This window comes from Roseateles sp. GW835-FHT13E02 (assembly GCF_058794035.1).
The window spans coordinates 13,674-38,858 of record NZ_JBXAGJ010000002.1; the positions used below are offsets into that span (position 1 = coordinate 13,674).

19 protein-coding genes and 1 tRNA gene are annotated in these 25,185 nt (G+C 67.3%); 15 read left to right on the forward strand and 5 right to left on the reverse strand.

The features are described from left to right. Positions 1 to 42 precede the first annotated feature (42 nt). From AC1Q6P_RS01860 to AC1Q6P_RS01890, 7 genes are all read left to right on the forward strand, one after another. Positions 43 to 897 (forward strand): AAA family ATPase, encoded by an 855-nt coding sequence (locus AC1Q6P_RS01860; protein ID WP_492662793.1) that lies wholly within the window; start codon positions 43 to 45, stop codon positions 895 to 897. 7 nt (positions 898 to 904) lie between these two features. Then, complete coding sequence (locus tag AC1Q6P_RS01865) at positions 905 to 1,144, forward strand: hypothetical protein (protein ID WP_171825787.1); 240 nt, start codon at positions 905 to 907, stop codon at positions 1,142 to 1,144. Positions 1,145 to 1,183: 39 nt separating this feature from the next. Beyond that, entirely contained in the window at positions 1,184 to 3,268 is a 2,085-nt protein-coding gene (locus AC1Q6P_RS01870) for a S9 family peptidase (RefSeq protein WP_492662794.1), read from the forward strand. Between the two features lie 67 nt (positions 3,269 to 3,335). Next, the gene (locus AC1Q6P_RS01875) at positions 3,336 to 4,517 is read left to right on the forward strand and encodes a vWA domain-containing protein (RefSeq protein WP_102767513.1); all 1,182 of its coding nucleotides are present in this window, start codon (positions 3,336 to 3,338) and stop codon (positions 4,515 to 4,517) included. Continuing rightward, positions 4,514 to 6,385: an autotransporter assembly complex protein TamA gene (locus tag AC1Q6P_RS01880; protein WP_492662795.1), complete on the forward strand. Its 1,872-nt coding sequence runs from the start codon at positions 4,514 to 4,516 to the stop codon at positions 6,383 to 6,385. Before AC1Q6P_RS01875 ends, AC1Q6P_RS01880 begins: the two co-directional genes overlap by 4 nt. Before the next feature lie 52 nt (positions 6,386 to 6,437). Beyond that, positions 6,438 to 10,856, forward strand: coding sequence for a translocation/assembly module TamB domain-containing protein (locus AC1Q6P_RS01885; RefSeq protein ID WP_492662796.1), 4,419 nt, complete (start codon positions 6,438 to 6,440; stop codon positions 10,854 to 10,856). 116 nt (positions 10,857 to 10,972) lie between these two features. After that, positions 10,973 to 11,047: transfer RNA gene (locus AC1Q6P_RS01890), tRNA-Arg, on the forward strand. A 16-nt stretch (positions 11,048 to 11,063) separates the two neighbouring features. On the opposite strand, the gene AC1Q6P_RS01895 is transcribed toward AC1Q6P_RS01890, so the two are convergent. Both AC1Q6P_RS01895 and AC1Q6P_RS01900 read right to left on the reverse strand, forming a co-directional pair. After that, a complete protein-coding gene (locus AC1Q6P_RS01895) occupies positions 11,064 to 11,723 on the reverse strand; it encodes a class I SAM-dependent methyltransferase (RefSeq protein ID WP_102767516.1) in 660 nt (219 codons plus the stop codon). Positions 11,724 to 11,842: 119 nt separating this feature from the next. Then, positions 11,843 to 13,474, reverse strand: a complete 1,632-nt coding sequence (locus tag AC1Q6P_RS01900; RefSeq protein WP_492662797.1) for an ABC transporter permease — start codon at positions 13,472 to 13,474, stop codon at positions 11,843 to 11,845. 208 nt (positions 13,475 to 13,682) lie between these two features. Between AC1Q6P_RS01900 and AC1Q6P_RS01905 the strand changes: the two genes are divergently transcribed. The 5 genes from AC1Q6P_RS01905 (at position 13,683) to rocF (ending at position 19,378) form a co-directional block, all read left to right on the forward strand. Further along, positions 13,683 to 14,858, forward strand: coding sequence for an ABC transporter ATP-binding protein (locus AC1Q6P_RS01905; RefSeq protein ID WP_171825781.1), 1,176 nt, complete (start codon positions 13,683 to 13,685; stop codon positions 14,856 to 14,858). Between the two features lie 241 nt (positions 14,859 to 15,099). Continuing rightward, on the forward strand, positions 15,100 to 16,536 hold the full coding sequence (locus AC1Q6P_RS01910) for a S41 family peptidase (RefSeq protein WP_102767518.1): 1,437 nt from the start codon (positions 15,100 to 15,102) through the stop codon (positions 16,534 to 16,536). A gap of 71 nt (positions 16,537 to 16,607) precedes the next feature. Then, a complete protein-coding gene (locus AC1Q6P_RS01915; RefSeq protein ID WP_492662798.1) occupies positions 16,608 to 17,360 on the forward strand; it encodes a HesA/MoeB/ThiF family protein in 753 nt (250 codons plus the stop codon). A 142-nt stretch (positions 17,361 to 17,502) separates the two neighbouring features. Continuing rightward, the gene (locus AC1Q6P_RS01920) at positions 17,503 to 18,408 is read left to right on the forward strand and encodes an LOG family protein (RefSeq protein ID WP_492662799.1); all 906 of its coding nucleotides are present in this window, start codon (positions 17,503 to 17,505) and stop codon (positions 18,406 to 18,408) included. 49 nt (positions 18,409 to 18,457) lie between these two features. Further along, positions 18,458 to 19,378 (forward strand): arginase, encoded by a 921-nt coding sequence (rocF, locus tag AC1Q6P_RS01925; protein WP_102767521.1) that lies wholly within the window; start codon positions 18,458 to 18,460, stop codon positions 19,376 to 19,378. Between the two features lie 82 nt (positions 19,379 to 19,460). Here rocF and AC1Q6P_RS01930 read toward each other — a convergent pair whose 3' ends face one another. Beyond that, on the reverse strand, positions 19,461 to 19,982 hold the full coding sequence (locus AC1Q6P_RS01930; protein ID WP_171825776.1) for a MarR family winged helix-turn-helix transcriptional regulator: 522 nt from the start codon (positions 19,980 to 19,982) through the stop codon (positions 19,461 to 19,463). A 72-nt stretch (positions 19,983 to 20,054) separates the two neighbouring features. On the opposite strand from AC1Q6P_RS01930, the gene AC1Q6P_RS01935 reads away from it, so the two are divergent. Both AC1Q6P_RS01935 and AC1Q6P_RS01940 read left to right on the forward strand, forming a co-directional pair. Next, positions 20,055 to 20,948, forward strand: coding sequence for an EamA family transporter (locus tag AC1Q6P_RS01935; RefSeq protein WP_492662800.1), 894 nt, complete (start codon positions 20,055 to 20,057; stop codon positions 20,946 to 20,948). Positions 20,949 to 21,014: 66 nt separating this feature from the next. Beyond that, positions 21,015 to 21,626: a nitroreductase family protein gene (locus AC1Q6P_RS01940; RefSeq protein ID WP_492662801.1), complete on the forward strand. Its 612-nt coding sequence runs from the start codon at positions 21,015 to 21,017 to the stop codon at positions 21,624 to 21,626. 9 nt (positions 21,627 to 21,635) lie between these two features. Here the strand turns inward: AC1Q6P_RS01940 and AC1Q6P_RS01945 are convergent, their stop codons facing one another. Continuing rightward, positions 21,636 to 22,613, reverse strand: a complete 978-nt coding sequence (locus AC1Q6P_RS01945; RefSeq protein WP_492662802.1) for a hypothetical protein — start codon at positions 22,611 to 22,613, stop codon at positions 21,636 to 21,638. A gap of 105 nt (positions 22,614 to 22,718) precedes the next feature. Continuing rightward, complete coding sequence (locus tag AC1Q6P_RS01950; RefSeq protein ID WP_492662803.1) at positions 22,719 to 23,555, reverse strand: DUF429 domain-containing protein; 837 nt, start codon at positions 23,553 to 23,555, stop codon at positions 22,719 to 22,721. 48 nt (positions 23,556 to 23,603) lie between these two features. On the opposite strand from AC1Q6P_RS01950, the gene AC1Q6P_RS01955 reads away from it, so the two are divergent. Continuing rightward, positions 23,604 to 25,130, forward strand: coding sequence for a S10 family peptidase (locus AC1Q6P_RS01955; RefSeq protein WP_492662804.1), 1,527 nt, complete (start codon positions 23,604 to 23,606; stop codon positions 25,128 to 25,130). The last annotated feature ends 55 nt before the right edge of the window (positions 25,131 to 25,185 follow it).

Below are 25,185 nucleotides of genomic sequence, written 5' to 3' on the forward strand. Positions count from 1 at the left end.
CACTTATACTGAATCGTCACCTTCCGGACTTTGATCCAAACCATGAAATTTGCAGGTTCCGAGCACTACATCGCCACCGATGACTTGAAGTTGGCCGTCAACGCGGCCGCCACCCTGCAGCGGCCCCTGCTGCTCAAGGGCGAGCCCGGCACCGGCAAGACCATGCTGGCCGAGGAAGTGGCGCGCAGCCTCGGCCTGCCACTGTTGCAGTGGCACATCAAGTCCACCACCAAAGCCCAGCAAGGCCTGTACGAATACGACGCGGTCAGCCGCCTGCGCGACAGCCAGCTCTCTGGCATCGAAGGCGTGGACAAGGTCAGCAAGATCGAGAACTACATCGTCAAGGGCGTGCTCTGGCAGGCTTTCGAGGCCGATCAGCCGGTGGCCCTGCTGATCGACGAAATCGACAAGGCCGACATCGAGTTCCCCAACGACCTGCTGCGAGAACTCGACCGCATGGAGTTCTACTGCTACGAAACACGCCAGCTGATCAAGGCCAAGCACCGCCCCCTGGTCTTCATCACCTCGAACAACGAGAAAGAGCTGCCCGACGCCTTTCTGCGCCGCTGCTTCTTCCACTACATCAAGTTCCCCGACCCGGTGACCATGCAGGCCATCGTCGATGTCCATTTCCCCGGCCTCAAGAAAGAGCTGCTGGCCGCCGCCCTCAAGACCTTCTTCGAGGTGCGCAATCTGCCGGGCCTGAAGAAAAAGCCCAGCACCTCGGAACTGCTCGACTGGCTCAAGCTGCTGGTCGCCGAAGACATGCCGCCCGAGACCCTGAGGCAGCCGGGTGCCGAGCACCTGATTCCGCCCCTGGTGGGCGCCTTGCTGAAGAACGAGCAAGACCTGACCCTGTTCGAGAAGCTGGTCTTCATGCAGCGCCAGCATCGCTGAGGCAGCCATGGACAAGAATCTGCAACAAGGCCTGAAGCAAGGCCTGGCCGATGCCTGCGGCTTTGTGCTGGGCGCCCTGGCCGGCTGGGAGCTGGGCCGCGCGCTGGGCTTTGATTTCATCGCCAGCACCGAATGGCAGCTGCCCCAGCTGCTGGGCCTGGGCTTCATCCTGGGCGGCTGTGGCGTCGGGCGCTGGGCGGCACGGGCCCTGCTGGCCCAACTGGACGGCCTGAACCGCAAGCCCTAGCCCTCCTCTTTCAACACTCCTTTCCTGGAAAGACCGACCATGGCGGCATCCCCACGCGCAGCAAAGCCCGAGACCTTTGACGTGGAGGCCCTCTGGGCCCTGGCCCGCGTCGGCGCGCCCAGCCTCTCGCCCGATGGCGCCCAGGCCGTGGCCAGCGTCAGCCGCTGCGACATGGCGAGCAACAAGACCGAGTCCCACCTCTATCTGCTGTCCACCCTGGGCGGCGAGCCGCGCCAGCTGACCCAGGCCGGCAGCCCCGACAGCAAGGACGGCGCGCCGCAGTGGAGCCCGCGCGGCGACCGCATCGCCTTCATCGCCCGGCGCGAGCAGGAAGGCGCCAAGGACAGCGAGCCGCAGCTCTATGTGATCGCCCCCGACGGCGGCGAGGCCCGTCGCGTCGGCCTGCCCGGCGTCGGCGTCGCCACTGGCGTACAGGCTTTCAAATGGTTTCCGGATGGCCGCCGCATCGCCTTCATCTCCTGGGTCTGGCCCGAGCTGAAAGGCCAGGCCGCCCAAGCGCAGGCGCTCAAGGACTTCAAGGACCGCAAGGAAAGCGGCTACGTCACCTCAGACGCCGTCTACCGCTACTGGGATCACCATGTGCCCATGGGCCGGGTGCCGCATCTGCTGGTCGTCGATGTAGACAGTGGCAAGGTGCGCGATCTCTTCGAGGGCACGGACCTGGCCCTGAGCCTGGCCGACCCCGACGAACACAGCTTCGACATCTCGCCCGATGGCCGCCGCATCGTCTACGCCTTCGACCCGGCCGCCGAGAAGCGCCTGGACCACTGCTTCGCCCTCGGCGAGGTGGAGGTCAAGAGCGCCCAGCACCGCGTGCTGCTGCAGGTAGAGGGTTGGGATTTCCGCGCGCCGCGTCACAGCCATGCCGGCCAACACCTGGCCTTCGTCGCCAGCCACCTTGGGCTCAAGCACACCATGCCCGGACAGCTGGCCGTGCTGGACACCGCCGGCCAATGGGCCGTGATGTCGGAAGCCTGGGACCATGAGGTGGGTGCGCCGCTGGTGTGGGAGGCCGACGACAGCGCCCTCCTGCTGGCCGCCGAACAAGCCGGCCGCCGCCACCTCTGGCGCTTCGACCTGGACCGCTGCGAGGCCGAGATTCTGTTCGAGGGCGGCCATGTGGGCAGCTTCGCGCAAGCGGCCGGTGTGGTGCTGGTCAACCACGACAGCGTGCAGTTCCCGCCGCGCATTTCTCGCCTGCTGGAAGAAGACGGCAGCCACGCACGCATCGAGCGCTTCAACACCGAGCATTTGAAGCGTCATGAGTTCGGCAAGCATCAGGAAGTGATGCTCAAGGGCGGCCAGGGCGACGAGGTCCAGATGTGGCTCATCTACCCGCCCGGCTTCAACCCGAAGAAAAAGAAGGCCTACCCGGTGATGCATGTCATCCACGGCGGCCCGCACACCGCCTTCGGCGACAGCTGGCACTGGCGCTGGAACCACCAGGTGTTTGCCGCCCAAGGCTATGTGGTGGCCTGCGTGAACTACCACGGCTCGTCCAGCTTCGGCCACGCCTTCCTGGACTCCATCACCCACCGCTGGGGCGAGCTGGAGCTGCAGGACATTGAGGCCGGCACCGACTGGCTGCTGGCCCAGCCCTGGGCCGATGCGAAACGCGTGTTCGCCACCGGTGGCAGCTACGGCGGATACATGGTCGCCTGGATGAACGGCCATGTGCCGGCCGGCCGCTACCAGGCCTATGTGTGCCACGCGGGCTGCTTCGACTGGCAGGCCATGTTTGCCGACGACGCTTACACCTGGCATGCCAAGGAGCTGGGCAGCTGGTACTGGGACGACCCGGCCAAGATCGCCTCGCAAAGCCCGCACAGCTTTGCCCAGCACATGAACACGCCCACCCTGGTGATCCACGGTGCCATGGACTACCGCGTGCCCGACGCCCAGGGCCTGGCCTACTACAACACCCTCAAGGCCCGCGGTGTGGACAGCCGCCTGCTCTGGTTCCCTGACGAGAACCACTGGATCCTCAAGCCACGCAACAGCCGTCAGTGGTACGGTGAGTTCTTTGCCTGGCTGGCCCGGCATGATGGCGGGGCAGCGGCCAAGAAAGCGACCTCGTCCACCAAAGCCGCCAAGAAGCGTTGATCCAGACACCGATAATCAAAGCCCCACCCGCGCCGGGCGCACCACCCCCCTTCCTGCCCCTCCTCCCATGCTGATCAAATTCTTCTACACCCTGCGGGCGGCCAAGCTGCCGGTGTCGGTGCGGGAGTTCCTCAGCCTGCTCGAAGGCCTGGAGAAAGGCGTGATCGGCAGCGAGGGCGCCGCCTCCATCGACGACTTCTACTTCCTCGCCCGCACCACCCTGATCAAGGACGAGACGCAGTTCGACAAGTTCGACCGCGCCTTCGCCGCCTATTTCAAGGGCGTGGAGCTGCTCAGCGATTTCAGCCAGGAGCTGCCGCTGGAATGGCTGCGCCAGCATCTGCAGCTGGAACTGAGCGACGAGCAAAAAGCCGCCATCGAGAAGATGGGCTGGAGCGAGCTGATGGAGACGCTGAAAAAGCGCTTCGAGGAGCAGAAAGAGCGCCACGAAGGCGGCAACAAATGGATCGGCACGGGCGGCACCAGCCCCTTCGGGAACAGCGGCTACAACCCGCAAGGCATACGCATCGGTGGCGCCGGCAAGAACAAGAGCGCCGTCAAGGTCTGGGAGCAGCGCGCCTACAAGGACTACGACGACCAGCTCGAGCTGGGCACGCGCAATATCAAGGTCGCCCTGCGCCGGCTGCGCCGCTTTGCCCGCGAGGGCTCGGACCTGGAGCTGGACCTGAGCGACACCATCAGCAAGACCGCCGCCAACGCCGGCATGCTGGACATCCGCATGGTGCCCGAGCGCCACAACAAGGTGAAAGTGCTGCTGCTGATGGATGTGGGCGGCACCATGGACGAGCATGTGCACCGCGTCGAAGAGCTGTTCTCGGCCGCCAAGACGGAATTCAAGCACCTGGAGTTCTTCTACTTCCACAACTGCGTCTACGACTTTGTCTGGAAGAACAACCGCCGCCGCTTCGCCGAGAAGACGCCCACCTGGGACCTGATCCGCAAATACAACCGTGACTACAAGCTGATCTTTGTCGGCGATGCCACGATGAGCCCTTACGAGATCCTGCAGCCCGGTGGCAGCGTCGAATACAACAATGAAGAACCCGGCGCCGAATGGTTGCAACGCCTGACCCACGCCTTCCCCAAATACGCCTGGATCAACCCGGAGCCGCAAGGCGTCTGGCAGTACCGCCAGAGCGTGTCCCTGATCCAGAACCTGATGCAGCAACGCATGTTCCCCCTGTCCCTGCAAGGCCTGGAAGGCGCGATGCGTTTGCTCAGCCAATGAGCCACACCCTGCCCCGGCTGCTGCGCGGCGCCCTGCTGTTCGCGGCGGCGGGCCTGACTGGCTGCGCATCGATCAGCAGTCTCTGGAAGAGCGAGCCACCGCCGTCCAGCGCCGTGCCTGGCGCCGCCGCCGATGCCGCGCCAGTGCGCCTGGTGGCCGAGTACGACTTGGTGGTCGAGGCGCCCGGCGATCTGCGCGATCTGCTGCAGGAACACCTGGACCTGGCCCGCTTCCGCAGCGCCCCCGAAGACCAGCGCCTGAGCCGCCAGGAACTGGGCCGCCTGATCCAGGCCGCGCCCCAGCAGGCCCAGGCCTTGCTGGAGACCGAAGGCTTCTTCAACGCCCAGGTGCAGGTCAGCCGCAACGAAGGCAGCCCGGTGGTGGTGACGGTGAAGGTGGAGCCCGGCCCGCAGACCCGGGTCAAGGCGCTGCAGATCGAGTTCGCCGGTGCCCTGGCCCCGGACCAGCCCCCGGTGGCGGGCGCCGATCTGGCCGCCCTGCGCGAGCGCCTGAAGGGCCAATGGTCGCTGGGCCTGGGCCAGGGCTTCTCGCAGCCGCGCTGGTCGCAGGCCAAGAACGAGCTGCTGGCCACGGCCCGCGCGCGTGGGTTCCCGCTCGCCACACTGGACACCCACAGCGCCCGCATCGATGCCGAGACCCAGAGCGCCGAGCTGGACCTGAAGCTGGACAGCGGCCCGCTGTTCCGCCTCGGCGAGCTGCAGATCGAAGGCCTCAAATACCAGCCGCGCAGCAGCGTCGAGCGCCTGGCCGGCTTTAGCGTCGGCCAGCCCTACACCGAGCAGCTGCTGCTGGATTTCCAGGAGCGCCTGGTCCGCACCACCTTGTTCGACAGCGTCAATGTCGACATCCAGCCGCTCAGCGACCCGCCCGAAGCTGCGCCCGTGCACATCAAGCTGCGCGAGGCCCCGCGCCAGCAACTGACCGCCAGCATCGGCTACGACACCGGCAGCGGCCCGCGCCTGGGCGCCGACTACATCCACCGCCGCCCTTTCGGCCTGGACCTGCGTGCGCGCAGCAAGCTCAAGCTCAGCCAGAAGAACAGCTCCTACGACCTGGAGCTGAGCTCGCACCCGCAGCCCGATATGCAGCGCAATGTGGGCGCCCTGTTCCTGGAGCGCCTGGTGGTGGACAACAAGACCACGGTCAATCTGCGCGCCCGCGTCGGCCGCACCCGCGAGACCGAGCGGCAGGACCGCACCTACTACCTGGAGCTGCTGCGCGCCCGCGAGACCGACCCGCAAGGCACCATCAGCGCCGGCGCCGCCTCGGCCAATGTGCAGTGGATCCACCGCCGGCTCGACAGCCCGCTCACCCCCACCCGGGGCTACAGCGCCAGCCTGTTGCTGGGCGTCGGTCGAGCCGACAGCTCCGAAGCCCGTAACGGCGGATTTCTGCGCAGCCATGTGCGCCTGCAGGCCTACCAGCCCCTGCCCGGCGGCTGGTTCGGCAGCGCCCGCAGCGAGTGGGGCCAGGTCTTCGCTTCGCAGGAGGTCGGCCTGCCCGAGAAGCTGCGCTTTCGAACCGGCGGCGATGACACCGTGCGCGGCTACGGCCTCGACGACCTGGGCCCGCGCGATGCCGATGGCAATGCCACCGGCGGCCGCATCCTGTGGAACGGCAGCGTCGAGCTGGCCCATGGCCTGACCGCCAGCATGCCTGCCCTGCTCGGCGCCGTGTTCGTGGACGCCGGCCAGGCGGCCCAGCACTGGCGTGACCTGAAGCCCAGCATCGGCTACGGCTTCGGTATGCGCTACCGAAGCCCCCTGGGCACCTTGCGCCTGGACCTGGCCCGCGGCCAGGAGACCCAAAAATGGCGCCTGCATTTCAGCGTTGGCATCGCGCTTTGATGATGACGATGATGAAGAAGAGCGCCAACGCCGCGAACCCCGACCCGGCCCCATGAGCGAACCCGAATCCACACCTGGCACCCCTGCCGCCCCCGCCGGCGACAGCAGCCCTGCGCCCAAGCCCGCCCCAGCCCGCCGCGGCCGCGGCCTGCTGCTGGGCCTGATGACCCTGCCGGTGCTGGCCGGCAGCGCCGGCCTGGGCCTTTGGTGGGGTTTGGGCAGCGAGGCGGGCAGCCGCTGGCTGCTGCAGCAAGTGCCCGGCCTGCAGGTCGAGGCGCCGCAGGGCAGCCTGATCGGCGACTTCTCGGCCCAGCGCCTGAGCCTGACCATCCCTGGCGGCCAGGACCGCATCGAGATCGACGATCTGCGCTGGACCGGCCTGAGCCTGGCCTGGAACCGCTCGCCCCTGCTCTGGGGCGACCTGATGGTCGAGCGCCTGAGTGCCCGCCAGGTGACGGTGCATCTGGCGCCCAGCGCCGAGCCCAGCCCCGTGCCTGAGGAGCTGCCCATCCCCTTGGGCGTGCACATCGCGCAGCTGCAGGTCGAACGCCTGTCCCTGCCCACGCTGAGCCCCTTGCCGGTGCGCGGGCTGCAGGCCCGGGTGGACCTGAGCACGGTGTCCGACTACAGCCCCGGCGCCGAGCACCGGCTGCAGATTCAGCAGCTGACCTGGGATCAGTTGCAGCTCAGCGGCAGCGCCACGCTGGGCGCCGGCAGCGGCCTGCCCCTGCAGGCCAGCCTGGGCCTGAAGTCAGCCGCCCAGGCCGATCTGCCAGCCTGGGGCGCACAGCTGGAGCTGCACGGCCCCTTGGCCCAGCTGCAGCTCCAGGCCGCACTGAGCGCCCAGAACCAACAGCTGCAGGCCCAGGCCCAGCTGCGCCCCTTCGCCGCCTGGCCCCTGCCCCAGCTGCAGCTGGACACGCAGCAGCTGGACCTCTCGGCCCTGATGTCGGGCCTGCCCAAAACTGCGCTGAGCGGCCAAGTGAGCCTGCTGGCCGACAGCAGCACGACCGGCAAGAAAAATTCGAAGCAGCCCGCCCTGCTGATCAAGGCCCAACTCGCCAACCACGCGGCCGGCCTCTGGAACGAACAGCGCCTGCCGGTGCGCCAGCTGAGCCTGGACGCCGAGGCTTCAGCCCTGGACCCCAGCCAGATCCAGCTGCGCGCCTTCGATGTGCTGCTGGGCAGCAGCGCCCTGCCCGCCGGCCGCCTGCGCGGCAGCGGCAAGAGCAGCAGCACCGGCGGCAGCCAGCTCACGCTGAGCCTGGAGAACCTGCGCAGCGAGGGCCTGGATGCGCGCGCCGCCGGCTTGCTGGCCGCGGGCACGGTGGAGCTCAGCACCTCGCAGGGGCTGATCGAAGCAGGCAACGATGCATCAGGCCAACGCGACAAGAAATCGGCCGCCAGCTCGCCGCCGCTGCAGCTGCGCATCATGACCGATCTGCAAGGCCGCTGGCTGCCGCCAGGCCCGGTGACGCCGGCTGCGGCGCGCGCCCAGCTGGCCGCACCGGCGGCGACCAGCCCGCAGAACGCCCCGCTCAATGCCCACAGCCCCGTGCGCCTGCAGGCCAGCGCCGTCGCGTCCATGCAAGGCCTGGACCTGCAAGAGCTGCTGATGCAGGCCGGCGAAGCCCAGCTCAAGGGCAGCGCCAAGCTGGCCTTCAGCCGGCCCGGCAGCCTGGCCGGCGGCTGGCAGCTGCAGGCCAATGCCCGCGGCATGGTGCCCGAGCTGCGCCGCCTCTGGCCCCAAGCGCCGGGCCCCAGCGCCCGCCTGGACCTGGACCTCAGCGCTGACCTGCAGGCCCCGGCCCTGCAGAGCAATGCCGGCCTGCTCGCCCAGGCCCCGCGCGGCCAGGCCCGGCTGCGCCTGCTGCCCGGCAGCCAGGCCGGCATGGAGCTGGCCGCCGACCTCAGCTACGAGCGCGCCAACGATCAGCAAGTGCCGACCCTGCGCGCCGATCTGCAGGCCGGCGGCAACCAGCTGCAAGGCCGCGCCCAGCTGCTGGCCGACCACAGCCTGGAGGGCCAGCTGCAGCTGCAAGCGCCCCAGCTGCAGGCCCTGCAGCCGCTCTGGCAAGCCCTGGCCCCAGCCCTTGCCAAGGGCGAACCGGCCCATCAGCTGGCCGGCAGTTTGAGCGGACAGCTGGCCTGGCAGGGCCGAGCCGAAGCGGACAAGAGCAGTGGCAAGAACGCCACCCGCAGCACCCCCCGCTGGAGCTGGCAAAGCCAGACCGAGCTGCAAGGCCAGGCGCTCAAGCTCGACCAGCTGAGCCTGGACAAGGCACGGCTGAACGCCAAGCTTGCCAGTTCCCTGAGCGCGCCGCTGGCCCTGCAACTCGATCTGGAGCAGCTCAAGAGCCCCGAGGCCCAGCTGCCCCAGGCTCAGCTGAACCTCAGCGGCAGCTGGGCCCAGCACCAGCTGCAGCTCAGCGGCCTGGGCACGGCGCTGCTGCCCGCCGCCCTGCGCCCCGCGCACCAGCCGGCCGACCAGCCCTCGCGCAGCCAGTTCCAGATCGGCCTCAAGGGCAGCCTGGGCACGGCCGGAACCGCCAGCCCTGCGGCGAGCGAACTGGCCCAACTCTGGGCCCAGGGCGGACAGTGGCGCGCCACCGGCCTCAAGCTCGACGCACGCGTGCCGGCCTCCACAGCAGCCAGCAAAACGGCCAAACCGGCCGACAAAGCCCCGGCCCCCTGGTTGCAAGCGCAAGACCTGGCCCTGCGCGTGGACAGCGGCCCGCAAGGTCAGCTCAGCGGCGCGCAATTCGAGCCCGGGAGGCTGGAGCTGTTGGGCGCCGGCCTGCGCTGGCAGCAGCTGGCCTGGAAGGCCGCCGAGGGGCCCGATCAGCTGCAGCTCGACCTGGCGCTGGAACCCCTGGCCGTCGCGCCCCTGATGGCACGCTGGCAGCCCGATTTCGGCTGGGGCGGCGATCTGGTGGTGGACGGCAGCGCCCGCATCCACACCCTGCCCCAGCTGGGCGTGGAGCTGTCCCTGCAGCGCCGCAGCGGCGACCTCAAGGTCACCGACGATGGCGGCACCCAGGCCCTGGGCCTGAGCGAGCTGCGCCTGGGCGTGATCGGGGCGCCCGGTCGCTGGCACCTGACTCAGGCTTTTGCCGGCAGCAATATCGGCGTGCTGGCCGGCGCGGTGACGGCGCGCAACGAGGGCGCTGAGGCCAGCCCCTGGCCTTCGGCGCAGTCGCATCTGGAGGGCGTGCTGGAAGCGCGGGTGGACAACCTCAGCACCTGGGGCGCCTGGGTGCCCTCGGGCTGGCGCGTGGCCGGCGGCCTGGCCGCCAGCGCCAGCTTCGCCGGCAAGCTCAACGACCCGCAGGTGGTGGGCCAGATCCAGGGCAGCAAGCTGGGCCTGCGCAACCCGCTGCTGGGCATCGATGTGCAAGACGGCAGCTTTGCCCTGCAGCTCAAGGGCAGCCATGCCGAGCTGCAGCAGCTGCGCCTGCGCGCCGGTGAAGGCGAGCTCAATGCCCAAGGGAAGCTGCAGCTGGGCGCCAAGCCGCAGGCCGACATCCAGGCCCAGGCCAGCAAGTTCGCCCTGCTGCGGCGGGTCGACCGTCGCCTGGCGGTGAACGGCCAGCTGCGCCTGCACATGGACGCCCAGGCCCTGGATCTGCAGGGCAAACTCGATGTCGAAGACGGCCTGTTTGACTTCTCGCGCGGCAATGCGCCCGAGCTGGATGACGATGTCGAGGTGCGGCGCGTGGCGCAGGTGCCGGCCGCTCCGGCGGAATCCGCCGCGGCGCGGCGGCAGATCAAGCTCAAGCTGGACATCGACCTGGGCCAGAAACTGCGCGTGCGCGGCCATGGCGTGGACACCTTGCTGGCCGGCGAGCTGCAGATGACCCAGGCCCAGGGCCGGCCGCAGCTGCACGGCAGCATCCGCACCGTCAACGGCAGTGTCGATGCCTACGGCCAAAAGCTCACGATCGAAAAAGGCCAGGTCAGCTTCAGCGGCGTGATGGACAACCCGCGCCTGGACATCCTGGCCATCCGCCCGGGCGAAGAAGAGGTGCGCGTGGGCGTGACCATCGGCGGCAGCGCCCAGTCACCGCGCATCAAGCTCTTCTCCGACCCCGATATGGCCGACACGGCCAAGCTCTCCTGGCTGCTGCTCGGTCGCGCGCCCGACAACCTCGAACGCAGCGACACCGCCCTGCTGCAAAAAGCCGCCATGGCCCTGCTCAACGGCGGTGGCGAGAGCCGCACCGGCAAGGTCATCAAGTCCATCGGCCTGGATGAGCTGTCGGTCAGCGAGGGCAATGGCGAGGTGCGCGGCACCGTGGTGCGGGTGGGCAAGCAGCTGTCCAAGCGCTGGTATGTGGCGTTTGAGCGCGGCCTCAACGCCACGCAAGGCAGCTGGCAGCTGATCTACCGCATCGCCCAGCGCTTCACCCTGCGCGGCCAGGCCGGCGATGAAAACGCGCTCGACCTGATCTGGCAGTGGAAGTGGGAATGAGGGCCGCCGGCGCCTAACGCAGGATTGCAGCGGAAGTCGGCAGCATCAGTGCCGGAGCCGCGTGGCCGGCCAATCTTTCATGCGAGAATTCGCGCGGCCCGGGCCACCGGGCGCGTCTCTCCGTAGTTCAATGGATAGAACGGCCGCCTCCTAAGCGGCAAATACAGGTTCGATTCCTGTCGGAGGGACCACGCAGCCCTGAACCCTTCAGTTGTCGCTGCTGCGCGCGAAGATCAACCAGATCTCGGGTTCGCGGAAGTTGTCGAACATGCCGCTCAAGAGCTTGAAGCCGGCGTTCTCGAAGTAGCGGATCACGCTGGCGCCCTCATCGTCCAGATGGGTGCCCAGCTCGTACTTGGCGCCATGGGCCTCGTCGTTCCAATGGCCCGGATCGGGATAGGGCAAGACGATGAAGAGCGCGCCATTGGGCTGCAGGATGCGGCGGAACTCGGCCAGCACCTTGGCCGGCTGGTAGGCGTGCTCGAGCGTGTGGGAGGAGTAGACGATGTCCACGCTCGCGTCTTCGAAGTTGACCAGCTCGTGCATATCGCCGGCAATCACCGGGTAGCCGCTCTCACGGGCGCGCTCGAGCTTGGATTCGTTGAACTCCACACCGATCACATCGCTGAAGCCCATCTGCTTGAAATAGCGCAGGCCGACACCGTCGCCGCAGGCGATGTCGGCAATGCGCAGATCGCGCGGCACCTCGGCAAACACCGCGTTCAGATAACGCTGCTGCCCCTGCTCCCATTTGGGCACGGTGATCTCGTGCGAGGCCCATTTCTCGGTCTGGAACTGCACATAGGTCCTGTAGTCCGGGACGATGTCCTGGTAGGTCTTGACCGGCAGCACGGGGCTTGAGCTCATGGGCACACCTTTGCAAACGAGGCAATGTGTGGCCACGGTAACGCCGGGCCGGCCTTGGGGATCGGGCGATCAGGCCCGGAACTGACCCCTTGTTTGCGCGGCCAGGGGTAGATGAACGCTCATCGCTGGCGCATCGCCCGCGAGAGCATCAGCACCGGCACCAGGCCCACCAGCACGATGGCCAGCGAGGGCAGCGCAGCCTCGCCCAGGCGCTCGTCGCGCGCCATCTGGTAGGCCACCACGGCCAGGGTGTCGCTGTTGAAGGGGCGCAGCACCAGGGTGGCGGGCAGCTCTTTCATCACATCCACAAACACCAGCAAGGCCGCGGCCAGGCTGGAGCGCGCCAGCAGCGGCGCATGCAGCTCCCAGAACACACGCCGGCGGCTGGCACCCAGCAGACGGGCGGTTTCGTCCACATTGGGTGAGATGCGGGCATAGCCAGCCTCGACCGATTGCAAGGCCACGCCCGAGAAGCGCACCAGATAGGCATAGATCAGGCCGGCAATCGTGCCGGTCACCACACCCGTCAGGCCCAGCTGCGGCGCATGGGTTTGCAGCCAGCCCAGGGGCAGCAGAATGCCCACCGCGATCACCGCGCCAGGCACGGCATAACCGAGAGACACCACGCGCGTGGACAGCTTCAGCAGCCCGGCTCCTGCCCCCCGCTGGGCCGCCGCACCGGCGCTCATGCGGCCGGCGTAGGCCAGCACCAGGGCCATGGCCACGGCCAGGGCGGCGGACAGGCCAGCCAGCTGCAAGCTGGTCCAGGCCCACTGCGCAAAGCGGGCCAGAGGCAGGCCGAACTCGCCGTAGCGCGCCTCCAGCCACATCAGCTTGAGCAAGGCCAGCACCGGCAGCACAAAGCCCAGGAGGATGGGCAGCGTGCACAGGCCCACGGCCAGGGCCGCAGCCGCGCCGTGCAGACGCAGCGGCCGCGCCTCGGCCGCATGCTGGGCGCCGGCGCGGCTGCTGGAAAAGCGCAAGCGGGCCTGCGCGCGCCGCTCCAGCCACAGCAGGCCGGCCACGGCCAGCAGCAGCACCGAGGCCAGCTGCGCCGCGGCCATGCGGTCGTTCATCACCAGCCAGGCCTTGTAGATGCCGGTGGTCAAGGTGTTCAAGCCAAAGTATGAGCCCACGCCGTAATCGGCCAGGGTCTCCATCAGCGCCAGCGCCACGCCGGCAGCCAGGGCCGGGCGGGCCAGGGGCAAGGCCACTTCGCGCACGCGGCGCAAGGTGCCGGCGCCGAGGATGCGGGCGGTCTCCATCAGGGTCACACCGCGCTCGCTGAGCGCCGTGCGGGTGAGCAGGTAGACATAGGGGTAGAGGCAGAGCACGAACAGCAGCACCGCACCCGGCAGGCTGCGCACATCGGACCACATGGGTTTGCTGCTGCCGGTGAGCTCACGCAGCCAGGTTTGCAACGCGCCGCTGTACTGCAACGCGTCGGTGTAGGCATACGCGGCCACATAGGCCGGCATGGCCATGGGCAGGAGCAAGGCCCATTCGAACCAGCGCCGGCCCGGAAAATCAAAGAGGCTGACGGCGGCCGCGGTGGCCCCACCGAGCACCGCCACACCCAAAGCCACCGACACCGACAGCACAAGAGACGAGGCGGCATACGCCGGCAGCACCGTCTCCAGCTGGTGGCGCAACAAAGCCAGGCTTTGCGCATCGAGACCGAACCAGGAGCCGAGCACACCGAACACCGGCACAGCCAGCAAAAGGCAAACAACAGTGATCAGACGCAGCATGCGGGCGGTGGTCAGGAACGAACAGCGGAACAAGCGGCAGGCAGGACCGCAACAAGGCAACAAGGCAACAAGGCAACAAGGACGATACGACACCGGCGACGCCCCGGCGCCGTCGCTGCCCGGCGACGCGCCCTGGCTTGATCTGAATCAAGCAAATGCGAACGATCCGCATTCGAAACACGCGGTGTGGGCGGCTATCATAAAGGCCATGTTTCTTGCCCTTGACCAGATCGGCCTGCGTTACCCCGGCGCTGCCCACAGCCACACGCACGGCCCGCAAACGGGTCAAGCCTCCAGCATCTCCAGCCCCACCCTTGCTGGCACCCCTCGACCGGGTGCGGTGGATGGCGTCAGCCTGGGTCTGGCACGCGGCCAGATCGGCGTGCTGATCGGCCCCTCGGGCTGCGGCAAGACCTCGCTGCTGCGCTGCATCGCCGGCCTGGAGCGACTGAACAGCGGCCGCATCCTGATCGAACACGAGCCCCTGGCCGATGCCGCCCGCGGCCTGCATCTGGCCCCCGAGGCCCGGCGCATCGGCATGGTGTTCCAGGACTACGCCCTCTTTCCGCACCTGTCGGTGGCCGACAACATCGCCTTCGGCCTGCGCCACCTGAGCCGCAGCGAGCGCGAGCGCCGCATCGGCGAGATGCTGGATCTGGTCGGCCTGGCCCATGCCGCCAAGCGCGCACCGCACCAGCTGTCCGGTGGCCAGCAGCAGCGCGTGGCCCTGGCCCGCGCCCTGGCCCCGGCGCCGCGCCTGCTGCTGCTGGACGAGCCCTTCTCCAGCCTCGACGTCGATCTGCGCGAGCACCTCTCGCAAGAGCTGCGCGCCATCCTCCACGCCAGCGGCACCACCGCCTTGTTTGTCACCCACGACCAATCCGAGGCTTTTGCCATCGGCGATGTGGTGGGCGTGATGAACAAGGGCCGGCTGGAGCAGTGGGACGCGCCCTACACCGTCTACCACCGCCCGGCCACGCGCTTTGTGGCGGATTTCATCGGCCACAGCGTCTTCACGCCCGGCCGCATCGTCCAGGGCGAATCGGGCCCCGAAGTGATGACACCCCTGGGCGCCCTGGTGGACGCCGACGCTTGTGCCCTGGCCAGCGCCTTCGAGGGCGGCCGCTGCGAAGTGTTGCTTCGAGCCGACGACATCGTTCACGACGATGCGGCGCCGGTGAAAGCGCAAATCGAACGCAAAGTGTTCCGCGGTGCAGATTTCCTCTACACCTTGCGCCTGGCCACCGGCGACCGCATCAAGGCCCATGTGCCCTCACACCACGACCACCAGGTCGGCGAGTGGATCGGCATCCGCCCTCTGGTCGACCATGTGGTGACCTTCCCGGCCGCAAGCGCCACAGCGAGCGAAAACACGCCGGCCTGAGGTTCGCACGCCCCCGGTGCCGAAAGTCACCCGAAACGTAAAGCCGCGGTAAAGCCGACAAAAAGCCCTGCGTTTCGTCGCTTTGTTCACCGGTTTGGGGCGATTTGAGCCCCCAAAACCGGCTGTCTGCCCTGCAAGCGAAAGCCCCACGGGCATATACTGAAGGCGTGGTTTTGGCGCGACTGTTACGCTTCAGATTCCACGATCTTGCTGAATTTCACCGACAGGACAGGCTCGCATCATGAGTGCCAAATTGAAAGTTGCCGGCTGGCTCGCTCTGGGCGCCGTTGCAGGCGCGTTGACCACGATGCAATTGCAGGCCAATGCCCGCAGCAGTCTCTCGCCGCTGCCGCTGGAAGAGCTGCAACAGCTCGCCGCCGTGTTCGGCATGGTCAAGTCCGATTACGTCGAACCGGTCGATGAGAAAAAGCTGATCAACGACGCCATCGCCGGCATGGTGTCTGGCCTGGACCCGCATTCGCAGTTCTTCGACAAGAAGAACTTCAAGGAGTTCCGCGAAGGCACGACCGGCAAGTTCGTCGGTGTCGGCATCGAAATCGGTATGGAAGACGGTCTGGTCAAGATCGTCTCGCCGATCGAAGGTTCGCCCGCCTTCCGCGCCGGCCTCAAGAGCGGCGACCTGATCAGCAAGATCGACGACACCCTGGTGCGAGGCCTGGGCCTGGACCAGGCCGTCAAGCGCATGCGTGGTGAGCTCAACACCAAGGTGCAGCTGACCATTTACCGCAAGAGCGAGAACCGCAGCTTCCCCGTCACCATCGTGCGCGAAGAAATCCGCGCCCAGAGCGTACGCGGCAAAGTGGTGGAGCCCGGCTACGCTTGGCTGCGAGTGAGCCAGTTCCAGGACCGCACGGTCGAAGACTTCGCCAAGAAGCTGGAAGAGATCTACAAGCAGGAACCCAATCTCAAGGGTCTGGTGCTGGATCTGCGCAACGACCCGGGCGGCCTGCTGGAGGCCTCGGTGGCGATTTCTTCGGCCTTCCTGAGCAAGGATGTCGAAGTGGTCAGCACCAACGGCCAGATCGCCGACTCCAAGGCCAGCTTCAAGGCCAGCCCCGATTACTACCTGCGCCGCGGCGGCAACGACCCGCTCAAGCGCCTGCCGGCCGCACTGAAAAAAGTGCCGCTGGTGGTGCTGGTCAACGAAGGCTCGGCCTCGGCCAGCGAGATCGTCGCCGGCGCCCTGCAAGACCACAAGCGTGCGCTGATCATGGGTGCCCAGACCTTCGGCAAGGGCTCGGTGCAGACCGTGCGCCAGCTGAGCCCGGACACGGCCCTCAAGATCACCACCGCGCGCTACTACACGCCGAGCGGCCGCTCCATCCAGGCCACGGGCATCGTGCCCGACATCCAGCTGGACGAAACCGCCGAAGGCAATGTCTTCGCCGCCCTGCGCACCCGCGAAGCCGATCTGGAAAAGCACCTGGGCGGCAAGGACGAGGTCAAGGACGAAGCCCGCGAGAAGGCCCGCGAGGAAGCGCGCCAGAAGCTGGAAGCCGAGTACGCCAAGAAGAACGAGCCGCCCAAGCCCCTGCCCGAATTCGGCAGCGCCGAGGACTTCCAGCTGGCGCAAGCCCTGAACCAGCTCAAGGGCCAGCCGGTGCTGGTGTCCAAGACCGCGGTGGAGCGCAAGGCCGAGGCCAAGACGGCCGAGTAAGCCCAGCTCCCCTGATCAGGCCCGCCCTCCAGCGGGCCTTTTTCATGGGCGCCGCGCGCTATGCTCGCGCCATGAACGACGAACAGTTGCTGCGCTACTCGCGCCACATCCTGCTGGACGAGATCGGCATCGAAGGCCAGCAGCGCCTGCTGAAATCCCGGGCTCTGATCATCGGTGCCGGCGGCCTCGGTTCACCGGCCGCGCTCTATCTGGCCTCCGCTGGCGTCGGCCACATCAGCTTGGTCGATGACGACACGGTCGAGCTGACCAATCTGCAGCGCCAGATCGCCCACACGCAAGCGCGCATCGGCCGCCCCAAGGTCGAATCGGCCGCCGAGGCCATGGCCGCCATCAACCCCGATCCCCAGCTGCGCACGCTGCAGATGCGCGCCGATACCGCCTTGCTCGATGAGTGGGTGGGCAGCGCCGATGTGGTGCTGGACTGCTGCGACAACTTCGCCACCCGCCAGGCGGTCAACCGCGCCTGCGTGCGCCACGGCGTGCCCCTGGTGTCGGGCGCGGCCACCGGCTGGCATGGCCAGATCAGCGTATACGACAGCCGCAGCGGCCACGCGCCCTGCTACGCCTGCCTGTTCCCCCCCGACAGCCGCTTTGAAGAGGCCCACTGCGCCCTGATGGGCGTGCTGGCGCCGCTGGTGGGCATCATCGGCAGCATGCAGGCCGCCGAGGCCCTGAAAGTGCTGCTTGGAGCCGGCGAGCCCTTGTCCGGCCGCCTGCTGATGCTGGACGGCAAACGCATGGAATGGAGCGAAATACTCGTGCAGAAAGACCCCGGCTGCAGCGTTTGCCAACGCAGCGCCTGACCGAAACACACACGAAACATCGATTTCCAAGAAATTTACGAAAGAAAATTCCTCGCAGCTTCCCGTAAGCTGCCGCCCGGCGGTGACACACCGCCTCTGACTTGCCGCAGCGGCTTCCAACACGCCGCGGCCATGACCCGATATGAGCCACAAGCGCAAACCCCTGATCGCCCGCAATTTCCCCAGCGCCAAGGAAGAAGTCCAGGAAGCGCGGCGCGGCGTACCGCAGCCCAACTACGACCAGCCCGGTAGCGCCTACCGCCTGGCCTTTGACGACAACGAGTTCCTGCTGCGCGACGATCTGCGCCCGGTGCGCATGCAGCTGGAGCTGCTCAAGCCCGAGCTGATCCAGCAGGAGCTGGGCATCAAGTCCACCATCGTGATGTTCGGCAGCGCCCGCATCCTGCCGCGCGAAGCGGCCGAGCAGAAGGTCGAGCAAGCCCGCCAGAGCGGCGACGCCGAGGTGCTCAAACGCGCCGAGATGCAGCTCACCATGAGCCATTACTACGAGGAAGCGCGGCGCTTTGCGAGCCTGGTCACCACCGTCTCCACCCAGCGCCACAACCCGATCTATGTGGTCACCGGCGGCGGCCCGGGCATCATGGAAGCGGGCAACCGCGGCGCCTACGAGGTGGGCGGCAAGAGCATCGGCCTGAACATCGTGCTGCCGCACGAGCAGCACCCCAACCCCTACATCACGCCGGAGCTGTGCTTCCGCTTCCACTACTTCGCCCTGCGCAAGATGCATTTCCTGATGCGCTCGGTGGCCCTGGTCTGCTTCCCCGGCGGCTTTGGCACGCTGGACGAGCTGTTCGAGACCATGACGCTGATCCAGACGGGCAAGAGCCGGCGCCGGCCCATCCTGATGTTCGGCCGCGAGTTCTGGACCCGGCTGATCAACTTCGACTGGCTGGTCGAGACCGGCATGATCAGCCCCGGCGACGAGAAGCTCTTCCATTTCGTCGAGAGCGCCGAGGAAGCCTGGGCCTTGCTCGAATCGGAATACGACATGAACCCCGGTGCGCTCGACTGCGACGCGGCCGACTGACACCGTCTTCCCCGACCCACCCCACACATAACAACACAGGACCACTGACATGACCACACTTCGATCCGTCTCCCTGATCGGCGCGCCCACCGACATCGGTGCGGGTGCCCGCGGCGCCAGCATGGGCCCGGAAGCCTTGCGCGTGGCCGACCTGGCCGCTGCGCTGCAGAGCCACGGCGTCGATGTGCTGGACCGTGGCAACCTCAGCGGCCCGTCCAACCCCTGGCTGCCGCCGGTCGATGGTTACCGGCATCTGAACGAGGTGACAGCCTGGAACCAGACCGTGCACGACGCGGTCTACGCCGAACTCAAGACCGGCCGCATGCCCATCCTACTCGGCGGTGACCACTGCCTGGGTCTGGGCTCGATCAGCGCCGTGGCCCGGCACTGCCGCGATGTGGGCAAGAAGCTGCGCGTGCTCTGGCTGGACGCCCACGCCGACTTCAACACCAGCGCCCTCACGCCCAGCGGCAACATCCACGGCATGCCGGTCGCCTGCCTGTGCGGCTTTGGCCCGCAGCAGCTGATCGAGATCGGCGGCAAGGTGCCGGCCATCAGCCCCAAGTGGGTGCGCCAGATCGGCATCCGCAGCGTGGACGCCGGCGAAAAGCGCTTCGTCAACGAGCAGGAGCTGGAAGTCTTCGACATGCGCTACATCGACGAGATGGGCATGCGCCACACCATGGAGCTGGCCCTGGCCACGCTGGACGCCAACACCCATCTGCATGTCAGCTTCGACGTGGACTTCCTCGACCCCGACATCGCACCCGGCGTGGGCACCACTGTGCCCGGCGGCCCGACCTACCGCGAAGCCCAGCTCTGCATGGAAATGATCGCCGACACCGGCTTCCTGGCCTCGCTGGACGTGATGGAGCTGAACCCGGCGCTGGACCTGCAGAACAAGACGGCCAAGGTGGCGGTGGACTTGATCGAATCTCTCTTCGGCAAATCCACCCTCATGCGCAAGTAAGTAAGTCTGATCGACCGGGACTCGGCGGCGCCGCGGGATGCGAGCACCGCCGAATCGGCGCCTCAGGTGCACTACAGGCCAATCAGGAGGCCGCAGGCTCCAGTGTCGCCAGCAAGGCCACCAAGCCAGCATCCAGGGCGCGCCACTCGCTGCTCTTGAGCGGCGCCAGAATCGCCTCTTCGTTGGCGACATGAGCCTCCACCGCCTGATCGATCAGGGCCAAGCCTTGAGGTGACAGGCGCAGCAGCAGGCTGCGTGCATCTTCCGGGTTAGGTACCCGCTCCACCCAGCCGGCGGATTCCAGGCGCTGCATGCGATGGGTCATGGTGCCCGAGCTCACCATCAGGGAATTGAGCAGAACCGAGGGCGAGAGGCAATAGGGCTCGCCGGAGCGCCGCAAAGTGGCCAGGACATCGAACTCCCAGGCACTCAAGCCGAACTGCTCGAACCTAGCCTCCAGCCGGCGCTGCAGCAGTTGTGCGCAACGCTTCAAGCGGCCAATCGTGGCCATGGCTTCCAGTGCCAGATCCGGCCGCTCCACCTGCCATTGCTTCAGGATGCGATCGACTGCGTCCTCCGCGCCAGCGCTTGTCTCTCGTGCCATGGCCTGATCTCCAAATTATCTTGACTTCAAGATTATCTCCTGCGATATTTATCTTGAATTCAAGATAAATCCATGAAGCCAAACACGACAAAAACTCCGCTCGGCACGCAGCTCTTGCTGACCGCTATCGCCCCTCTGATTTGGGGCACGACCTATCTGGTGACCAGTGAATGGCTGCCAGCCGGCCGCCCCTTCACCGCCGCCGCCCTGCGCAGCCTGCCAGCGGGGCTCTTGCTGCTGCTGTGCTTTCGCCAGTGGCCGAGACGCCAAGACTGGGGTCCGCTGGCCCTGCTTTCAGCGCTCAATATCGGCGCCTTCCAGGCCTTGCTCTTCGTGGCCGCCTACCGCCTGCCCGGCGGCGTGGCGGCGGTGGTGGGCGCCATCCAGCCACTCTTGGTGATGGCCATGGCCTGGGCGATGGATGGCCGGAGGCCGCGCCGCCTGGCCCTGGCGGCCGGCACGGGCGGGGTGCTGAGCATGGCCGCCTTGCTGCTGGCACCCGGGGCGGCCTGGGATGCCGTGGGTGTGAGCGCAGCCCTGGCTGGCGCCGCCTGCATGGCGGCAGGCACGTTTCTGTCACGACGCTGGCGCATCAATTTGCCGGTGCTGCCTCTGACGGGCTGGCAGCTGCTGCTCGGTGGCTTGATGTTGCTGCCCTTGGCGCTCTGGCTGGACCCGGCGCTGACGCAGATCAGCGCGAGCGAAGCCGGCGCCTACCTCTACCTCAGCTTGATCGGCACCTTGCTGAGCTACGTCCTGTGGTTCCGCGGCCTGCGCTTGCTGCCACCCGTTTCGGTGGCGTCCCTGGGCTTGCTGAGCCCGCTGTGCGCCGTGCTGCTGGGCTGGCTCTGGCTGGATCAAGGCCTTAGCCCGATCGGCGCACTGGGTTTTCTGGGCGTGCTGATCAGCATCGCGTTGGTGCAGCGCGCCAGCCTGAGCAGCGCAGCACCTGGCACCAAGGCTTGACGGCGATGTGCAACGCAAGCCCCTTCCCTGTCTTCTCTATCACTTCCGGCCTGAGGCCCCTATGCCATGAACATCCAGACCTTGATTGAACAACGCGCCTCCAGCAACCACTTTGATCGACATCGCAGCATGAGCCCGGCCCAGATCGAGTTGCTGGCCAGTTTGGCCGGGCGGGCGCCCTCGGCCTTTCATTTGCAAAACTGGCAGTTCATCGCCGTGCAGACCGCCGAGGCCAAGGCCCGGCTCGCGAAGCTGGCCTATGGCCAGCACAAGGTCGAAGACGCCGCTGTCACCTTCATCATCTGTGGCACCCTGAACGCCCACCGCCAGTTGGCGCAGACCCTGGAGCCCATGGTCGCAGCCGGGCAGTTGCCAGCCACCGTCAGCCAGAGCTGGCAGCAGATGGCCACCGCCGCGCTGGAGCAGCAAGCGCAGGCGCAACGCGACGAGGCGATTCGCTCCGCCTCCCTGGCGGCCATGACCTTGATGCTGGCCGCCGGGGGGATGGGGCTGGCGTCCTGCCCCATGAGCGGCTTCGATGCCCAAGGACTGAGCCTGGCTTTTGACTTGGCGCCTGAGGTCCTGCCGGTGATGCTGCTGCCGGTCGGCTACGCCGCGGAAGGCAACTGGCCGCAGAAGCCGCGCAAACCACTGGCAGAGATTCTGCGTTTCGCTTGAGTCCCGCCTTCAGGGCAGGCTCAGCCACTCGCCTTCATCCACACGCAGCTGGCGGATGTCCTCGCCCTCGAAGGCGTAGGTCAGCGTCAACTGCTTGCGCCGGCCCGGTGAGGGATCACCGCCCATGGAGCCGTTGTCCACCCGCAGGCGCAGGCTGTTGCGCTGAATCCGGGCGCGCAGCAGATCGCTGACGTCGGCGCTGCGGCCACCCTCGCCGTAGCGCGCGCTGATGATGCGAAGGGGCCGATATCCCGGCCGCGGCGGGCCGCTGTCGTCCTCGCGCCAAGGGCCACCCGAGCCCCAGCCCAGGAACATCTCGCCGTCGATCCAGCTGCCTTCCTCATACTCGAAGCGGCGCTGGCGGCCGCTGGGCGTGCGCGTGTCCAGCCACAAGGTCTTGCGTCGCCCGGGCGCCGGATCGGCGCCGCCGAACAAGTCGTTGACCACCCGCACGCGCCGGTCGCGCCGTGCTACGCGGCGCAGCTCCTGCGTCACATCGATCTGATGGCGTTCGGTGCCATAGAGCGCGCGCACGATCTCATAACGCCCATCATCGTGACCACGTCCACCGCCGTGTGAACCCGGATCGCGGTGCTCGATGTAATCCCAGCTGCCACCCTCGGCGTGCCCCCAGTCGCCCTGACGCCAGCCGATGAAGTGGCTGCCATCGACCAGGCTGTACTCGGCATACTCGAACAGGCGCCGCTGCCCGTCCCGATCGCGGGTCATGATGCGCAAAGTCTTGCGTTCGCCGGGATCGGGGTCCACACCCAGCACCTCGTTGTTGACCTGAAAGTGGCCATCCCGGCGAGCGAGGCGACGCAGTTGCGCGCTGACGTCGACATGATTCTGTGCCGTGCCGTATCGGGCATGGAGGATCAGGTAGTCGCCCTCATCCCAGGAATCACGGTCGCGTGCCCGAGCCGCAGGCAAGGCGCCCAGACACAAGGCGGCGCCCATCATTCGTACAAAGCGCTGTCGATTCACAAACGTCCCTCTCGATGGTGGATTTTCTAGCGTCCCTGGCCTTGGCAACGCGGGCGCTCTGGGCCGGGTTGTCATCGCGGCTGGGTGCAGCTGTTCGAATTTGTTTCAGGCGCTAAGGATCCAACCTTCCAGCGGGTCCATCGCCGCCGGCAGGCCGTAGTCTGGCTGGGTCTGCGCCCAGCCGGCCTGCATCAGGCACAGAACAGCGTCCAGCCGGTCGCCGCTGGCATCGTCGATCAAGGCCTCGCGCAGGCTGTGGCTGAGCTTGAGGCGCAGACCCAGGCGGCTGCGGCCCTGCTCCAGGGCATCGACCAGGTCCTTGCGGGCGATCAGGCGCTCCGGTGTCTGCTTGGCGCGCTCGTCACTTTTGTAGCTGCGTCGGCCGAGAAACTCACGCGCCAGCAAGCCCGGGTAGGCCTCCAGTGCCACGCGTTGGCGGTCGCCCTCACACAGACCCGGCAGGTGCACGCCGGCCTGCAGCAGCACAGGCACACCCGCGTGGAGCATGAAGGCCACCGGAGGGTTCACCCACTTCATGCTGGGCGAAGAGCCGGCCGGCAGGTCGCAGGCTCGGTGGGCGAACTTCTGGCCCACCGGGCGGGCGTCACAAAACGCGGCAAAGGTGGCGCGGATTTCGGCGCGGCTCAGGCCGCCGTAATGCGCCATCAAGGCCCGCCATTCCTGCGGCCAGCCCAGAGTCTGCACCAACTCGCGCGGCAGGCCGAAGGGAAAGTCAAAGCCACCCAGCCAGGGCTCGGGCCGGCTCAGGAACTCGGACAGCTGAGCCAGGGTCTCAAAAGCCAGCAGACCATCCAGGCGCAAGACCTGACCCTGGCGGCGGCCCTGAGCCACGGTGATGGGTTTGCGGCGCGTCGGTGCGCTGCTGAAATCAAGCCCCAGCAAGGGGGAGTCGGACGGGGCCAAGGGCGCGCTAGAGTGCATGGGCCACACTCTAATCGCCCCGCCACGCCCACCCCACAAAGGAAAGCCATGTCCTCGGCCGAACATCCCGCTTCATCCCCTGCCAGCGACAGCCACCACAAGCCGCCGGTCGAACACCTGGTGGTCACCGAACACAAGCTGGTGCTGGGCAAGCGCACGCTGGAATACACCGCCACCTGCGGCACGCTCTTGCTGCAAGAGGTGCACAGCGAAGCCGAGGGCGCCCAGAAAGGCCAGTTCAAGGGGCACAAGACACGCGCCAGCGTGTTCTTCATCGCCTACACGCTGAAACGCGAGGGCAAGAAGGCCGCCTCGGCCTCGGAGCGCCCCCTGACCTTCAGTTTCAACGGTGGCCCGGGTTCGTCCAGCGTCTGGCTGCATCTGGGGCTGCTCGGGCCCCAGCGTGTGCCCACCGATGAGATGGGCCAATGCGGCGCCCCGCCCTACGCCCTCACCGACAACGAGTTCAGCTTGCTGAGCGATTCCGACCTGGTCTTCATCGACCCGGTGGGCACCGGCCACTCGCGCGTGGCGGAGGGCGAGAAGCTGGCTGAGTACCACGAGTACCAGCGCGATCTCGACGCCGTGGGCGAGTTCATCCGCCTCTACCTGACGCGCAACGCTCGCTGGGCCAGCCCCAAGTACCTGATCGGCGAGAGCTACGGCACGACCCGCGCCGCCGGCCTGTCGCGCCATCTGCAGGACAAGCACAACATCCACCTCAACGGCCTGATGCTGGTGTCCATGGCCGTGGACTTCCAGACCCTCGGTTTCGATCACGGCAATGAACTGCCCTTCCCGCTCTTCCTGCCCACTTACGCCGCCACCGCCTGGTACCACAAGGCCTTGAAACCGGCGCAGCTGAAGAAGCCGCTGAAGCAAGTCGTCAGCGAGGCCGAGGAGTTCGCCAACGGCGAGTACTGGCTGGCCTTGATGCAGGGCTCACGCCTGAGCCCCGAACGGCGCCAGAAGGTGGCAGAGACCCTCTCGACCTACAGCGGCCTGAGCGTGGCCTATCTGCTGCGTTGCGATCTGCGGCCGACCGAGTTCCGCTTCTTCAAGGAGCTGCTGCGCGAGCGCGGCCAGACCGTGGGCCGGCTGGACAGCCGCTTCCTGGGCCTGGACCGCGACGATGCCGGCGAGCACCCCGAGGACGATGCCGGCATGAACAACCTGGTCGGTGCCTACGCCGTGGGCATCAACCGTGTGCTGCGCGAGCAGCTCAAGTACGAGCGCGATGAGCCCTATCTGGTGATCGCGCCGCTCTGGAACACCTGGGCCTGGAAAGGCTTTGAGGGCAAGTACGTCAATGTCGGCGACAGCCTGCGCCGTGCCATGCACGCCAACCCGGACATGCGCATCTACGTGGCCAGCGGTTACTACGACCTGGCCACGCCGCACGCGGCGGGCGACTACACGCTCAGCCACCTGGGCCTGCACGGCAGCCTGCACGGCAAGATCCAGGTCAGCTATTTCGAGGCCGGGCACATGATGTACATCCACCCGCCTTCACTGGCCCGCATGGCGCAGGAGCTGCGTGAGTTCGTGCGCGGCGGCGCAGACACGGGCCGCTGAGGCTCCAAAGAAAAGGCCCTGTCCGTCGGGATGGCAGGGCCTGTGCGGCGCTTGC

Bases quoted from the DNA above. Each gene is read 5' to 3' on its own strand.
- AC1Q6P_RS01860 (WP_492662793.1), top strand. From the start codon at position 43: ATGAAATTTGCAGGTTCCGAGCACTACATCGCCACCGATGACTTGAAG.
- AC1Q6P_RS01865 (WP_171825787.1), top strand. From the start codon at position 905: ATGGACAAGAATCTGCAACAAGGCCTGAAGCAAGGCCTGGCCGATGCC.
- AC1Q6P_RS01870 (WP_492662794.1), top strand. From the start codon at position 1,184: ATGGCGGCATCCCCACGCGCAGCAAAGCCCGAGACCTTTGACGTGGAG.
- AC1Q6P_RS01875 (WP_102767513.1), top strand. From the start codon at position 3,336: ATGCTGATCAAATTCTTCTACACCCTGCGGGCGGCCAAGCTGCCGGTG.
- AC1Q6P_RS01880 (WP_492662795.1), top strand. From the start codon at position 4,514: ATGAGCCACACCCTGCCCCGGCTGCTGCGCGGCGCCCTGCTGTTCGCG.
- AC1Q6P_RS01885 (WP_492662796.1), top strand. From the start codon at position 6,438: ATGAGCGAACCCGAATCCACACCTGGCACCCCTGCCGCCCCCGCCGGC.
- AC1Q6P_RS01895 (WP_102767516.1), bottom strand. From the start codon at position 11,723: ATGAGCTCAAGCCCCGTGCTGCCGGTCAAGACCTACCAGGACATCGTC.
- AC1Q6P_RS01900 (WP_492662797.1), bottom strand. From the start codon at position 13,474: ATGCTGCGTCTGATCACTGTTGTTTGCCTTTTGCTGGCTGTGCCGGTG.
- AC1Q6P_RS01905 (WP_171825781.1), top strand. From the start codon at position 13,683: ATGTTTCTTGCCCTTGACCAGATCGGCCTGCGTTACCCCGGCGCTGCC.
- AC1Q6P_RS01910 (WP_102767518.1), top strand. From the start codon at position 15,100: ATGAGTGCCAAATTGAAAGTTGCCGGCTGGCTCGCTCTGGGCGCCGTT.
- AC1Q6P_RS01915 (WP_492662798.1), top strand. From the start codon at position 16,608: ATGAACGACGAACAGTTGCTGCGCTACTCGCGCCACATCCTGCTGGAC.
- AC1Q6P_RS01920 (WP_492662799.1), top strand. From the start codon at position 17,503: ATGAGCCACAAGCGCAAACCCCTGATCGCCCGCAATTTCCCCAGCGCC.
- rocF (WP_102767521.1), top strand. From the start codon at position 18,458: ATGACCACACTTCGATCCGTCTCCCTGATCGGCGCGCCCACCGACATC.
- AC1Q6P_RS01930 (WP_171825776.1), bottom strand. From the start codon at position 19,982: ATGGCACGAGAGACAAGCGCTGGCGCGGAGGACGCAGTCGATCGCATC.
- AC1Q6P_RS01935 (WP_492662800.1), top strand. From the start codon at position 20,055: ATGAAGCCAAACACGACAAAAACTCCGCTCGGCACGCAGCTCTTGCTG.
- AC1Q6P_RS01940 (WP_492662801.1), top strand. From the start codon at position 21,015: ATGAACATCCAGACCTTGATTGAACAACGCGCCTCCAGCAACCACTTT.
- AC1Q6P_RS01950 (WP_492662803.1), bottom strand. From the start codon at position 23,555: ATGCACTCTAGCGCGCCCTTGGCCCCGTCCGACTCCCCCTTGCTGGGG.
- AC1Q6P_RS01955 (WP_492662804.1), top strand. From the start codon at position 23,604: ATGTCCTCGGCCGAACATCCCGCTTCATCCCCTGCCAGCGACAGCCAC.